Origin of the sequence: Pseudonocardia halophobica (assembly GCF_027922425.1) — a bacterium.
In the GTDB taxonomy this organism is placed as follows: Bacteria; Actinomycetota; Actinomycetes; order Mycobacteriales; family Pseudonocardiaceae; genus Pseudonocardia; species Pseudonocardia halophobica.
The window spans coordinates 21,863-34,345 of the sequence record NZ_BSFQ01000007.1; the positions used below are offsets into that span (position 1 = coordinate 21,863).

General features: G+C 74.4%; 13 protein-coding genes. 9 read left to right on the forward strand and 4 right to left on the reverse strand.

Features of this window, described 5'->3' with window-relative positions:
• Positions 1-77 precede the first annotated feature (77 nt).
• The 7 genes from PKE99_RS10725 to PKE99_RS10755 all read left to right on the forward strand — a co-directional run bounded on the left by PKE99_RS10725 (position 78) and on the right by PKE99_RS10755 (position 7,172).
• Complete coding sequence (locus PKE99_RS10725; protein WP_231497990.1) at positions 78-809, forward strand: enoyl-CoA hydratase; 732 nt, start codon at positions 78-80, stop codon at positions 807-809.
• 210 nt (positions 810-1,019) lie between these two features.
• Positions 1,020-1,760: a L,D-transpeptidase gene (locus PKE99_RS10730; RefSeq protein ID WP_081923620.1), complete on the forward strand. Its 741-nt coding sequence runs from the start codon at positions 1,020-1,022 to the stop codon at positions 1,758-1,760.
• 55 nt (positions 1,761-1,815) lie between these two features.
• Positions 1,816-2,169 carry a BlaI/MecI/CopY family transcriptional regulator gene (locus tag PKE99_RS10735; RefSeq protein WP_037038825.1) on the forward strand — a complete coding sequence of 118 codons (354 nt, stop codon included), beginning with the start codon at positions 1,816-1,818 and terminating at the stop codon, positions 2,167-2,169.
• A gap of 29 nt (positions 2,170-2,198) precedes the next feature.
• A complete protein-coding gene (locus PKE99_RS10740) occupies positions 2,199-3,101 on the forward strand; it encodes a M56 family metallopeptidase (protein ID WP_037038826.1) in 903 nt (300 codons plus the stop codon).
• 147 nt (positions 3,102-3,248) lie between these two features.
• Entirely contained in the window at positions 3,249-3,728 is a 480-nt protein-coding gene (locus PKE99_RS10745) for a pyridoxamine 5'-phosphate oxidase family protein (protein ID WP_037039358.1), read from the forward strand.
• 95 nt (positions 3,729-3,823) lie between these two features.
• Complete coding sequence (locus PKE99_RS10750; RefSeq protein WP_037039360.1) at positions 3,824-5,224, forward strand: ATP-binding protein; 1,401 nt, start codon at positions 3,824-3,826, stop codon at positions 5,222-5,224.
• Positions 5,217-7,172: a vWA domain-containing protein gene (locus tag PKE99_RS10755; RefSeq protein WP_037038828.1), complete on the forward strand. Its 1,956-nt coding sequence runs from the start codon at positions 5,217-5,219 to the stop codon at positions 7,170-7,172. Before PKE99_RS10750 ends, PKE99_RS10755 begins: the two co-directional genes overlap by 8 nt.
• 41 nt (positions 7,173-7,213) lie before the next feature.
• Here the strand turns inward: PKE99_RS10755 and PKE99_RS10760 are convergent, their stop codons facing one another.
• A complete protein-coding gene (locus PKE99_RS10760; RefSeq protein WP_037038830.1) occupies positions 7,214-8,059 on the reverse strand; it encodes a LysR family transcriptional regulator in 846 nt (281 codons plus the stop codon).
• Positions 8,060-8,141: 82 nt separating this feature from the next.
• Here PKE99_RS10760 and PKE99_RS10765 point away from each other — a divergent pair, with 82 nt between their 5' ends.
• Both PKE99_RS10765 and PKE99_RS10770 read left to right on the forward strand, forming a co-directional pair.
• The gene (locus PKE99_RS10765; RefSeq protein ID WP_425566503.1) at positions 8,142-9,137 is read left to right on the forward strand and encodes a bile acid:sodium symporter family protein; all 996 of its coding nucleotides are present in this window, start codon (positions 8,142-8,144) and stop codon (positions 9,135-9,137) included.
• Positions 9,138-9,216: 79 nt separating this feature from the next.
• Entirely contained in the window at positions 9,217-9,384 is a 168-nt protein-coding gene (locus PKE99_RS10770) for a hypothetical protein (RefSeq protein ID WP_197040382.1), read from the forward strand.
• A gap of 6 nt (positions 9,385-9,390) precedes the next feature.
• On the opposite strand, the gene PKE99_RS10775 is transcribed toward PKE99_RS10770, so the two are convergent.
• From PKE99_RS10775 to PKE99_RS10785, 3 genes are read right to left on the reverse strand one after another with little or no spacing between them, the layout of a single operon-like run.
• Complete coding sequence (locus tag PKE99_RS10775; protein WP_037038836.1) at positions 9,391-10,191, reverse strand: CPBP family glutamic-type intramembrane protease; 801 nt, start codon at positions 10,189-10,191, stop codon at positions 9,391-9,393.
• A 41-nt stretch (positions 10,192-10,232) separates the two neighbouring features.
• Positions 10,233-11,378 carry an N-acetylglucosamine-6-phosphate deacetylase gene (locus PKE99_RS10780; RefSeq protein ID WP_051736524.1) on the reverse strand — a complete coding sequence of 382 codons (1,146 nt, stop codon included), beginning with the start codon at positions 11,376-11,378 and terminating at the stop codon, positions 10,233-10,235.
• Positions 11,379-11,437: 59 nt separating this feature from the next.
• Entirely contained in the window at positions 11,438-12,460 is a 1,023-nt protein-coding gene (locus PKE99_RS10785) for an SIS domain-containing protein (RefSeq protein WP_051736571.1), read from the reverse strand.
• Positions 12,461-12,483: the final 23 nt, after the last annotated feature.

Here is a 12,483-nt window from a genome sequence, read left to right on the forward strand (position 1 = left end):
CCGGACCCTAGCCCGGGACCGGCACCCGCACCTCGTAATCTCGGCCGGTCGGTCGGCGGGCGAGGGGGAGTGTGGACGTGGCGGTCAACGTGACGGTCGGGGTGGACCGGGTCGGCGTGATCGAGCTGGACCGGCCGGAGCGGCGCAACGCGCTCAACGTCGAGACCTGCGGGCGGATCGTGGCCGCCGCCGAGGAGCTGCGGGCGGCCGCGGTCCGGGCGGTCGTGGTCACCGGGACCGGCACCAGCTTCTGCTCCGGCGCCGACTTCGGCGAGGTCTACGGCGAGGGGTTCCGGGACGCCCTGCACGCCGCCCTCGGGGCCGTGCACTCCCTGCCGGTGCCCGTGGTCGCCGCCGTCAACGGCCCGGCGATCGGGGCCGGCACACAGCTCGCCATCGCCTGCGACCTGCGTGTCGCCGCGGAGGGCGCGGTCTTCGCGCTGCCCACGGCCCGGCTCGGGCTGGCCGTGAACCCGTGGACGATCCGCCGGCTCGCGCAGGTCGCGGGCGGCGCCACGGCCCGCGCGCTGCTGCTCGCCTGCGACACCGTCGGCGCCGAGCTGGCCCTGAACCGCGGCCTCGTCGACCGCCTCGGCACGCTCGAGGACGCGCGCGCCCTCGCCGCGGAGCTCGCCGGCCTCGCGCCGCTCACCCTGGCCTACAACAAGCTGGTGCTCGACCGTGTCGAGCTGGGGGAGGAGGACCCCGTCCTCGCCGACGCCTTCGAGGGCTGCTGGCGCAGCGCGGATCTCGAGGAGGGCCGGACGGCGCGCTCCGAGAAGCGCGTGCCGGCCTACGAGGGCCGCTGACGGCGGCCCGTCCGACACCAGCACTGCTCCGTTCGGTCCTGCTCGACCACTCCGGGTAGCTGAATCAGCCAGGTGGTCGTGAGGGTGAAACCTCCGTCTCACCCGAAGGTCTCGATGTCGACGGATCGTCACCTCGGCGCGGCCGCGGCCGTCACCCGCCCCGGCGGCCGGTCGTTGAGCCGGGAAGGACGTGCGGCAGGTGAGGTGAGGATGGTCCGGCAGGACGGACGGCGGGCGGCCGGGCGGGCACGACCCGCGGCGGTCAGCGGAGCCGTGGTGGCGGGGGTGGTCGCCCTCGTCGTCGGACTCGTCGGCTTCGGTCCCGCGGCGGCCCAGCCGGACGCCCGCCCGGTGGTGCCCTCGCTGGGCGGCCTGCTCGACCCGTCGCCCGCGTCGGACGCCGAGGAGAGCGAGCCGGCCGAGGGCACGCACGAGGACGCGACCACGGAGCCGGACCCCGCGCCGAGCACCGACGACACCGACGAGGCCGAGGGCACCGGCACCGGTGCGCCGACCCGGCTCGGTGCGGCGGCCCCGGCCGCGTCGTCGGGCTCGTCCGCCGCCCGCGGCGAGGCCCCCGCGACCTACCCGAACGGAGTCGCCGGCACCCCGTGCACCGCGACGGCCCGGGCCTGCGTCGACGTGGCCGGCCGCAAGGCGTGGCTGATGGACGGCGGCACGGTCGTCCGCGGACCGGTGCAGGTGCAGACCGGTGACCAGGAGGACCCGACCCCGCTCGGCACCTTCTCCGTGCAGTGGAAGGCCGAGCAGTACACGAGCCGCGAGTACCTGGTGCAGATGCCGTACTCGGTCTTCTTCGCCCCCGGCGGCATCGCCTTCCACCAGGGCCGGCAGGACACGCCGTCGGCCGGCTGCGTGAAGCTCCTCGAGGCCGACGCGAAGGCCTTCTTCACCCACCTCCAGGTCGGCGACGAGGTACAGGTCACGTGAAGGACACCCTAAGTTCTGGCGCCGGTCGGCTTCTACGTCGAGTAGAATCGATCCCGTGCCGAGCCTGGGTGAGTTGGAACGTGCGGTCATGGAGGTCCTCTGGGCCGCAGCCCACGAAGGACGGGGCGCGCTGACCGCCCGCGACGTGCAGGAGGCGCTCGCCGACCGCGAGCTCGCCACCACGACCGTGCTCACGGTGCTGGGCCGCCTCGAGCGCAAACAGCTCGTCGTCCGCACGCGCGACGGGCGGGCGCACCACTACCGCGCCACGGCGAGCCGCGAGGACCACGTCGCCGAGCTGATGAACGACGCGCTCGACGGCGCACCGGACCGCGGGGCCGCCCTCGCCCGCTTCCTCGGCTCCATCCCGGACGAGGAGCGGCGCAAGTTGCGGGACCTGCTCGACTAGTCCCGCCCGGCCTCCCGGACAATGGGCCGATGGCGCTCGCGGCGCTCGGCCTCCTCCTGCTCGGTGTGCTCCTCGCCGAGCCGGTCAGCCGTGCCTTCGCCCGGGCGCGCTGGACGCGGCGCGACCCCGTGGGCGGGCTGCTCGTGTGGCAGGCGATCGGCCTGGCCGGCGGGCTCTCGCTGGTCGGCTCGGGGGTCGTCTACGGGCTGTCCCCGCTCGGCGACTCCCTCCCGTCGGCCATCGGCACGCTGTTCACGGAGTGGAATGAGGGGCACTGGCCGGACCGGTTCGACGCCGTCCACCTGATCGCGATGCTCGCGGCGCTCGGCGTGGGCGCGCGTCTGGTGTGGGTGCTGGGCACGATGTACCTGCGCACCGTCCGCGCCCGCCGGCGGCACCGGGACCTGCTCGACGTGCTGGCCACGCCCTGGCCGGACTCGCCCGGTACCCGCGTGCTCGACCATCCCCAGCCCGTCGCCTACTGCCTGCCCGGCCGCAGCTCCCGGCTCGTGGTCTCGGCCGGGGTCCTGGAGGCCCTGTCGCCGGAGGAGGTGTGGGCGGTCCTCGCCCACGAGAAGTCGCACCTGCGGGAGCGGCACGACCTGGTGGTCCTGCCCTTCGTCGCCTGGGGCGCCACGGCCCCGTTCGTGCGCGGGATGGTGTGCGCCCAGGTGGCGGTGGCCGAGCTCATCGAGATGCGGGCGGACGACGTGGCGGCCTGCCGCTCCGAGCCGCACGAGCTCGTCGGGGCGCTCAAGACGGTCGGCGGCTCCGCCCCCGCCGCGGCGCTCAGCTCCTTCACCGACGCCCTCGACGCCCGCATCGAGCGCATCACCGCCCACCCCTGCCCGCTGCCCTGGTACTCCCGCGTGGCCGTCCGCCTCGGCGCACTCGCACTGGTGGCGGTCCCGACGGTGCTGCTCCTCCTGTGAGTGCTGGCTGCCCCTAGAGGGGCACTCGGCACTCACGACCCCGTACGTACTCCTCCGTATTGCGTCGGCGTTCGAGCGCGGCGAGCCTTGCCCTCTGCCGTGGTCGAGAGTCAGCTGCCGCGGTGGTAGTCGGGTAGGTGCATGAACATGTCGTCGGACCCTGCCGTCCACAGCAGGAGGGCTCGCGCGGACCTCGACGATCCGGTGGCCCGTGAGTTGTTGTCGTCCAGGATCCCGGCCCGGCTGGCCTACTCCTGGCGGGACGGGAGCCCGCGGGTGGTGCCGATCTGGTTCCACTGGGACGGCGCAGAGATCGTGATGGCGACGCCGCCGGGTGCGCCCAAGCTGAAGGCACTCGACGAGGGCGTACCGGTCGCCATCACCATCGACTCCGAGGAGTGGCCCTACAAGGTCCTCTCGGTCAGGGGGCGGGCGCACCTCTCGAAGGTCACCGGTGTCTGCGTCGAGTACGCGAAGGCAGCCGAACGCTATTTCGGCCCGGAGCAAGGTACGGCGTGGGTGAGCCGGTTCCCGCCCGAGGTCGAGATGTGGCGCATCGCGGTCACACCCGAGCAGGTGCGCATCCTCGACTTCCGCACCCGCTTCCCGAGCGCGATGCCGATCTGACCCCGGCCGGATCCGCGAGCGGCCAATAGCCCGTTGACCTGCACGAACACGGAAACGTTGCGCGGTAATCATGACGCGGGCGTAGCGTGGAGGACGTGCCGTTCACCGCACCTTCCGATCTTCCCCGCACCCTCGGCGCCCTCCGTGCCTCCGGGCACGAGCTCAAGGGCGTCAAGACCGAGATCCGCGACAACCTCCTCGCCGCCCTCCGCGAGGGCCGCGACCCCTGGCCGGGCATCGTCGGCTTCGAGTCCACCGTGCTCCCGCAGCTGGAGCGCGCCCTGATCGCCGGCCACGACGTCGTGCTGCTCGGCGAGCGCGGCCAGGGCAAGACCCGCCTGCTCCGTTCCCTCGCCAACCTGCTCGACGAGTGGACCCCCGTGGTCGAGGGCTCCGAGCTCGGCGAGCACCCGTACGAGCCCATCGCGCCCGAGACCGTGCGGCGCGCGGCCGAGCTGGGCGACGACCTGCCCGTCGGCTGGGTGCACCGTTCCGAGCGGTACACCGAGAAGCTCGCCACCCCGGACACCGCCGTCGCCGACCTGATCGGCGACGTCGATCCCGTGAAGGTCGCCGAGGGCCGCTCGCTGGGCGACCCCGAGACGATCCACTTCGGCCTCGTCCCGCGGGCGCACCGCGGTGTCGTGGCGATCAACGAGCTGCCCGACCTCGCCGAGCGCATCCAGGTCGCGCTGCTCAACGTCATGGAGGAGCGGGACATCCAGGTCCGCGGCTACACGCTGCGCCTGCCGCTCGACGTGCTCCTCGTGGCGAGCGCGAACCCCGAGGACTACACCAACCGCGGCCGGATCATCACGCCGCTCAAGGACCGCTTCGGCGCGGAGGTGCGCACGCATTACCCGCTCGAGGTGTCCGACGAGGTCGACCTCGTGGTCCAGGAGGCCCACCTGGCCGCGGAGGTGCCGCGGCACCTGATCGAGGTCGTCGCCCGGTTCACCCGGCACCTGCGCGAGTCGAGCGCGGTCGACCAGGGCTCCGGCGTGTCCGCCCGGTTCGCCGTGGCGGCCGCCGAGACGGTCGCCGCCGCCGCCCTGCGCCGCGCGGCGTTGACGGGGGAGGCACGCGCCTACGCCCGGCCCGTCGACCTCGAGGCCGTGCCCGCCGTGCTCCGCGGCAAGATCGAGTTCGAGTCCGGCGAGGAGGGCCGCGAGGAGGAGATCCTCGAGCACCTGCTGCGCCGGGCCATCGCCGACACCGCCCGGTTCGCGCTGCGCGGGGTCGACCTCTCCGAGCTGGCCGACGAGGTGGCCACCCGCCCGGTCCGCACCGGCGAGCGGGTGCCGGCGGCCGAGGTCGTCGCCAAGCTGCCGACCGTCGACTCGCTGACCCAGGTCGCGACGCGGCTCGGCGCCGAGGGCACCGAGGACCCGGGCCCGATGGCGAGCGCCGCGGAGCTGGCGCTGGAGTACCTGTTCCTCACCCGCAAGCTCGCCAAGGACGAGACCGACGACGGCGACACGGTGGAATATGGCTGATCCGCGCCGCAGGAGACTCCGCTACGCCTACGGCCCGTACGCCGGCGGGCCGGACCCGCTCGCCCCGCCGTTCGACATCCGGTCGGCGATGGACCAGATCGGCCGGGACGTCATGGAGGGCTCCTCGCCGCGCCAGGCGCTGCAGGAGCTGCTCCGGAGGGGGCTCGACGGCCGCCGCGGGCTCGACGACCTGACCCGCCAGGTCTGGGAGCGCCGCCGCACCCTGCAGCGGGATAACCGGCTCGACGGCACGTTGCAGGAGGTCCGCGAGCTGCTGCAGCGCGCCCTCGACGCCGAGCGGCAGTCGCTGGGCAACGAGAACTCCGACGACGCCCGGTTCCGCGAGATGCAGCTCGACGCGCTGCCGAACGACACCGGCGGCGCGGTCCGCGAGCTCAACGAGTACGACTGGCGGTCCGCGGAGGCCCGGCAGGCGTACGAGGACATCCGCGACCTGCTCGGCCGGGAGATGCTCGACCAGCGCTTCCAGGGCATGAAGCAGGCGATGGAGAACGCGACGCCCGAGGACGTCGAGCGGATCCACGAGATGATGTCGGATCTCAACGACCTGCTCGAGCACCACGCGGCCGGCCAGGACACCACGGACGAGTTCCGTGAGTTCATGCAGAAGCACGGGGACTTCTTCCCCGAGAACCCGCAGAACACGGACGAGCTGGCGGACCTGCTGGCGCAGCGGGCCGCGGCGGCGCAGCGGATGCTCAACTCGATGTCCGCCGAGCAGCGCGCGGAGCTGATGGAGCTGGCCCAGCAGGCCTTCGGCGACCCGCGGCTGGCCCAGCAGATGGCCCGGCTCGACTCGATGCTGCAGGCCATGCGGCCCGGCGAGGACTGGGAGGGCTCCGGCCGGTTCCGCGGGGAGAACCCGATGGGCATGGGCAAGGCCACCCGCGCGCTCGAGGAGCTGGGGCAGCTCGACTCGCTGGCCGAGCAGCTCTCGCAGAGCTACCCGGGCGCCCGGCTCGACGACATCGACCTCGACGCGCTCACCGAGATGCTCGGCGAGCAGGCCGGCGTCGACGCCCGGACGCTGTCCCAGCTGGAGCGCGAGCTGCAGCGGCAGGGCCTGTTCGAGCGGGCCGCCGACGGGTCGCTCCTGCTGTCCCCCAAGGCGTTGCGCCGGCTGGGGCAGTCGATCCTTCGGGACGTCGCCGAGCAGCTCAGCGGGAGGAGCGGGCAGCGGGACACCCACCGGGCCGGTGCGGCGGGGGACGCGACCGGGGCGACCCGGCCGTGGGCCTTCGGCGACACCGAGGCCTGGTCGGTGCCGCGGACGTTGCTCAACGCCCAGCTGCGGCGGGCCGCCGGCGACCCGCGGGCGCTCGACGTCAGCGACGTGGAGATCGTCGAGACCGAGCAGCGCACCCGCGCGGCGGTCGCCCTGCTGGTCGACACGAGCTGGTCGATGGTCGCCGAGGGCCGGTGGGTGCCGATGAAGCGCACCGCGCTGGCCCTGCACCAGCTGATCTCCACCCGGTTCCGCGGGGACGCGCTGCAGCTCGTGACCTTCGGGCGGCACGCGCAGTCCGTCGAGCTGGGGGAGCTGGTGGGCCTGGAGGGGGCGTACGCGCAGGGCACCAACCTGCACCACGCCCTCCTGCTGGCAGGGCAGCATCTCCGCAAGAACTCCGACGCGACCCCGGTGGTCCTCGTGGTCACGGACGGCGAGCCGACGGCCCACCTGGAGCCCGACGGCGAGGCCTACTTCGACTACCCACCCAGCCCGTACACCCTGCGGGCGACGATCGGGGAGCTCGACAAGCTGGCCTCGCTCAAGGCGGCGTTCACGTTCTTCGTGCTGGGCGACGACCCGCGCCTGGCGGTGTTCATGGACGACGTCGCGAAGCGGGTCGGCGGACGCGTGGTCAACCCGACCCTCGACGGCCTCGGCGCCGAGGTGGTGGCGGACTACCTGAAGCGCCGCTCCTGACCCCCGTGAGTGGCAATAGTCGCTATGGCGACTATTGCCACTCACAGGACGCGGAGGCTTCCCGCGCTGTCCAGGATCGCCCCGGCCAGGGCCTCGGCCGGGGCGGTCAGGGCGCGGCGGCCGGTCTGCAGCGTGAAGTCGAACTCGCCGAGCCGCGGCAGCCCGGGGACCGGAGCGAGCCCGCTGGGGAGCAGCGTCTCCGCGTGCGCGACGACCCCGAGCCCGGCCAGCGCGGCCGCCCGCAGCCCGGAGAGCGAGCCGCTGGTGCAGGCCATGCGCCACGGCCGGCCCGCGGCCTCCAGCGCCGCGATCGCCGCGGCCCGGGACAGGCTGGGCGGCGGGTAGCTGACCAGGGGGATCGCGCCGTCGTCGGGCCGGTAACCGGGGGCGGCCACCCAGACGAACCGGTCGTGCCAGACCGGCGTGCCGCCCGTCCGGCCGGGGGAGCGCTTGGCGAAGAGCAGGTCGAGCTCGCCGCGGTCGAGCTCGGCCTCCAGCGTCTCGCTGAGCCCGACGGTCAGCTCCAGGTCCACCTCGGGATGGCGGCGGCGGAACCCGGCCAGGATCGTCGGCAGCCGGGTGAGCACGAGGTCCTCGGAGACGCCGAACCGCAGCCGCCCCCGCACCCGCGCGCCGCGGAAGTGCGCCAGGGCCCGCTCGCCGGTGTCGAGGATCGTGGTGGCGAACTCCAGCATCGCCTCGCCGTCCGGGGTGAGGGCGACGGTGTGGGTGTCGCGGGCGAGCAGGGTGCGGCCCACCTCGGCCTCGAGCTTGCGGACGTGCTGGCTCACCGTCGACTGTCGGACGGCGAGGCGGTCCGCGGCGCGGGTGAAGCTCAACGTGCGCGCGACCGCCACGAACGAGCGCAGGAGCACCGGGTCCAGCATTCGCTCATCGTAGGACGTGATGACAGACAGAGCGGTGTCCGTGTTTCCGAATGAGCGTCGGTGGCGGACGATAGAATCCGTGCTGCAGCGGTTGAAGCGTCTCCGGGACCGGGTCCGGATCGACACGTTCCTGGCGCTGATCCTCCTCACGGTGGGGATCGCGGCGCTGCTGCCCGCGCGCGGGGCCGTCGCGACCGGCGTCGGGCACGCGACGACCGTGGCCATCGGCCTGCTGTTCTTCCTCTACGGCGCGCGCCTGTCCACCCGCGAAGCGATCGAGGGGCTCAAGCACTGGCGGCTGCACGGCACGGTCGTGCTGGCGACCTTCGTGCTGTTCCCGCTGCTCGGGCTGGCGATCCAGCTCGTCCCGTCCGCGGTGCTGCCCACCGAGCTGAAGCTGGGCGTGCTGTTCCTGTGCTGCCTGCCGTCGACGGTGCAGTCGTCGATCGCGTTCACGTCCGTGGCCCGCGGCAACGTGCCGGCGGCGATCTGCGCGGCCTCGCTGTCCAACCTGCTCGGCATCGTGATCACCCCGCTGCTCACCGGCCTGCTGCTCTCCTCGCAAGGCGGGATCTCCGGGGGCGCCATCGTCGACGTCGCCCTGCAGCTGCTCGCGCCGTTCGTGCTCGGCCAGCTGCTGCGCCGCTGGATCGGTGGCTGGGTCACGCGGAACAAGAAGTACCTGCAGGTCGTCGACCGCGGCTCGATCCTGCTGGTCGTCTACGCGGCGTTCAGCGAGGGCATGGTCGAGGGGATCTGGGGGCGGCTCTCCCCGGCGGCGCTGGGTGCCCTCTTCGCGACGTGCGTGGTGCTGCTCGGCGTCGTCCTGGCGATCACCTGGTTCGTCCCGCGTCGGTTCCCGCGCGCCGACCGGATCACGATCCTGTTCTGCGGCTCGAAGAAGAGCCTGGCCAGCGGGCTGCCGATGGCGGGCGTGCTGTTCGCGGGCCCGCAGGTCGGGCTGCTCGTGCTGCCGCTGATGCTGTTCCACCAGATCCAGCTGATGGCCTGCGCCGCGATCGCCGGCCGGCTGGCCCGGCACGCAGACGAGCCGGCCGCCGCGCCCGTCCCCGCCTGATCCTGCGAGTCGAATCCCGGGGAACGGGAATGCGTGGTTCGTGACGCGAGAGTGCCGGCTCGCGGGGGAGGGGAGCGGCATGTGGACCTGCGAGCGCTGCGGGGCGGCGGTCGAGCCCGGCGATCCCGCGCGCCTGGCCTGGAGCGTCGAGCGGGAACCCGACGGGCGGGAGAGCGCGCTCTGCCCGGCCTGCGCCCGAGAACATGTCCGGGACATCGAGGCGCGGCTGCCGCGGGAGTGGTGGTGACGGCCGTCAGGCGGTGCGCGCCGCGAGCCGGGTCACCGTCGCCTCCTCCGGGGCCGCTCGGCGCATCCGCGGGTCGAGTGCGAGGCCCACGGCGAGCACGGTCCAGAGCGCACCGGTGAGCAGGTCCATCCGTGCGGCGTCGGCGCCGGTGAGGCCGAGCACGGCGTAGCCGACGGTCCCCTGCAGGACGTGGAAGACCAGGGTGAGCAGCACGCTGCCGCGCGCCCGGTCGAACAGCCACACGTAGACGACCGTGATCACCACGGTCACCGGCAGCCCGACCGGGGCCAGCTGCCCGGTGACGACCAGCGGCAGGTGCCACAGTGCCACGATCGGCCCGAGGACCAGCGCCGCCGTGAGCGGCGTCCGCCTGACCTGCAGCCACGGCAGGGCGTAGCCGCGGAAGCCCGGCTCCTCGCCCATCGGCCCGTCGAGCGGGTTGACGAGCCGGACGGCGGCGACGAGGGCCAGGTCGCCCCAGGCGATCCGGGCGAGGTCGGGCGCGGGTGCACCCCAGACGGCCGCGTTCAGCGCCACGGCCACCGCGAGCACGAGCAGCGGGACGAGAATCGCGAAGGCCCAGGGCCCGACGCCGACCCGCCACCGGACGAGCCGCGCGCCCAGGTCCCGGTACCCCGCCCGGCCGTCGGCGACCCCGGCCACGATCAGCGCCGCGAGCAGCGGACCGCAGCTCCAGTGGGCCACCGGGGCGAGGCCGACCGCCTGGAGCGGCCACGACCACCACGACAGTACGAAGGTGAGCAGGAAGAACGCGACGAGGCGGTGCCGGCGCACCAGTGCGGTCATGGGGCCGCACGGTCCGCCCGTCCGGTCCGGCCGGCATCGCCCTACGCGGGCGGCGCCAGACGCGCCCCGCGCCGGTAGACCTCCCGCACCTCCAGCTCGGGCGACAGCACGACGACGTCCGCCCGGCGGCCCGGTTCCAGCACGCCGACCGGGAGCCCGAGGGTCGCCGCGGGCGTCGACGCCGTCATCGCCACCGCCCTGACCAGGCCAGACGTCCGGTCGGGTGCGTTCTCGACGATGCGGCGGAACAGGGCGTCGCCGGTGGCCGTGCTGCCCGCGATCGAGCCGCGCCCGGTCAGCCGGGCGACCCCGCCGTCGACCCGGACGTCGAGCTCGCCGAGCCGGTAGCGGCCGTCGGGCATGCCCGCGGCGACCATCGCGTCGCTCACCGCCGCGACCCGCGACGGGCCGGCCGAGGCCAGCACCAGCTCCCACAGCGCGGGGTGCACGTGCAGCCCGTCGGTGACCAGCTCGACCGTCACCCGCGGGTCGCCGAGCAGGGCGGCGGCGGGGCCGGGCTCGCGGTGGTGCAGCGGGGCCATCGCGTTGAACAGGTGCGTGCCGACCCGCGCCCCGGCTTCGATCGCGGCCCGGACCAGCGCGTATCCCGCGTCGGTGTGGCCGACGGCGGCGAGGGCGCCCGAGCCCGCGACCCGCCGGACGGCGTCGAGCCCGCCCTCCCGCTCCGGTGCGAGGGTGACCATCCGGATCACGCCGGTGCCCAGCAGGGCGTCGAGCTCGGCGGGATCGGGGTCGCGCAGCAGGGCCGGGTCGTGGGCACCGCAGCGGCCCTCGGCGAGCCACGGCCCCTCGAGGTGCACGCCCGCGATCTCGCCGTCCTGCACCAGCCCGGCGAGGGCCGCGACCGCCCGGCGCAGCGTCCTCGGCGTGGCCGTGACCAGCGAGGCGAGCGTGGTCGTGGTGCCGTGGGCGCGGTGGAAGGCCACCGCGCGGGCGGCCTCCTCCGGGTCCCCGGTCATGTAGGCGGCCCCGCCGCCGCCGTGGACGTGCAGGTCCACGAACCCGGGCACGACGACGGTCGCGCCCAGCTCCCGGTCCGCGTGCCGCGGCGGGCGACCAATGCCGGTCGCCACGATCCGCTCGCCCGCGATGCCGATCCACCCCGGCCCGCACGACCCGGGCAGGACGACGGTGTCGGCGGCCAGGACGGCGACGTCGCTGCTCACCAGGGGTCGTGAGTGGCGAGTGCCGCTAGAGGGGCAGTCGCCGCTCACGGGGTCGGGGGTCACAGGGTCTCCGTCACCTTCCGCAGGCCCCGGGGTGCGTCGGGGTCGCCGCCGCGGTCGACGGCGACGTGCCGGGCCAGCAGCTGGAAGGGCAGGATCTCCAGGAGGGGGGCGAGGGCGTCGGGGGTCTCCGGGAGCCGGATCTCCGCGCCGGCGCCGCCGGCCGTCGACACAGCGGCGCTCCCCACCGTCAGCACGTCGGCGTGGCGCTCGGCGAGGGCGTCGAGCACCGGGCGGAAGGCCTCGCCACCCGGCCCGGCGGAAACCACGGCCAGCACCGGGACCCGCGGCTCCACCAGCGCGAGCGGGCCGTGCAGCAGGTCGGCGCCGGAGAAGGCCTGCGCCGAGACGTAGGCGGTCTCCATCAGCTTCAGCGCCGCCTCGCGGGCGGTCGGGTACGAGTAGCCGCGCCCGGTCGTGATCATCCGCTCGGCGAAGCGGTACCGGGTCGCCAGTGCGGCGATCTCCGCGTCCCGGTCCAGCACGCCCGCCCCCAGGTCCGGCAGCGGCGCGGCCGCGGAGGGCGCACCGCCGAGCAGCAGGTACAGCGCCAGCAGCTGCGCCGTGTAGGACTTGGTGGCGGCCACGGCCCGCTCCGGACCGGCGAGGACGTCGACGTGTGCATCGGCGGTCGTGGCCAGCGCGGACCCGGCGTTGTTGGTCACCGAGACCGTGAGCGCGCCGCCGGCCTTCGCGACCTCCAGTGTGCGCAGCAGGTCGGGCGAGCCGCCGGACTGGCTGACCGCGATCATCAGCACGTCACGCAGGTCCGGCCGGGCGCCGTAGGCGGTGAAGGTCGACGGCGAGACCAGGCCGGCGGGCAGTCCGAGCGTGATCTCGACCAGGTACTTCGCGTGGAGCGCGGCGTGGTCGCTGGTGCCGCGGGCGACCAGCAGCACGAACCGCGGGGACCGGCGCCGCACCAGCGCGGCCGCGGCGTCGACCCCGGAGGCGCCCGACGGGCCGGAATCGGCCAGCAGCCGTCGCCACACCGCGGGCTGTTCGGCGGTCTCCGAGGCCATCAGCGCACCGGGGCCGCCAAGGG

What these genes read in the sequence shown, in the direction of transcription:
- PKE99_RS10730 (WP_081923620.1), top strand. Translation starts at nt 1,020, where the DNA reads ATGGTCCGGCAGGACGGACGGCGGGCGGCCGGGCGGGCACGACCCGCG.
- PKE99_RS10740 (WP_037038826.1), top strand. Translation starts at nt 2,199, where the DNA reads ATGGCGCTCGCGGCGCTCGGCCTCCTCCTGCTCGGTGTGCTCCTCGCC.
- PKE99_RS10745 (WP_037039358.1), top strand. Translation starts at nt 3,249, where the DNA reads ATGTCGTCGGACCCTGCCGTCCACAGCAGGAGGGCTCGCGCGGACCTC.
- PKE99_RS10755 (WP_037038828.1), top strand. Translation starts at nt 5,217, where the DNA reads ATGGCTGATCCGCGCCGCAGGAGACTCCGCTACGCCTACGGCCCGTAC.
- PKE99_RS10760 (WP_037038830.1), bottom strand. Translation starts at nt 8,059, where the DNA reads ATGCTGGACCCGGTGCTCCTGCGCTCGTTCGTGGCGGTCGCGCGCACG.
- PKE99_RS10770 (WP_197040382.1), top strand. Translation starts at nt 9,217, where the DNA reads ATGTGGACCTGCGAGCGCTGCGGGGCGGCGGTCGAGCCCGGCGATCCC.
- PKE99_RS10775 (WP_037038836.1), bottom strand. Translation starts at nt 10,191, where the DNA reads ATGACCGCACTGGTGCGCCGGCACCGCCTCGTCGCGTTCTTCCTGCTC.
- PKE99_RS10785 (WP_051736571.1), bottom strand. Translation starts at nt 12,460, where the DNA reads ATGGCCTCGGAGACCGCCGAACAGCCCGCGGTGTGGCGACGGCTGCTG.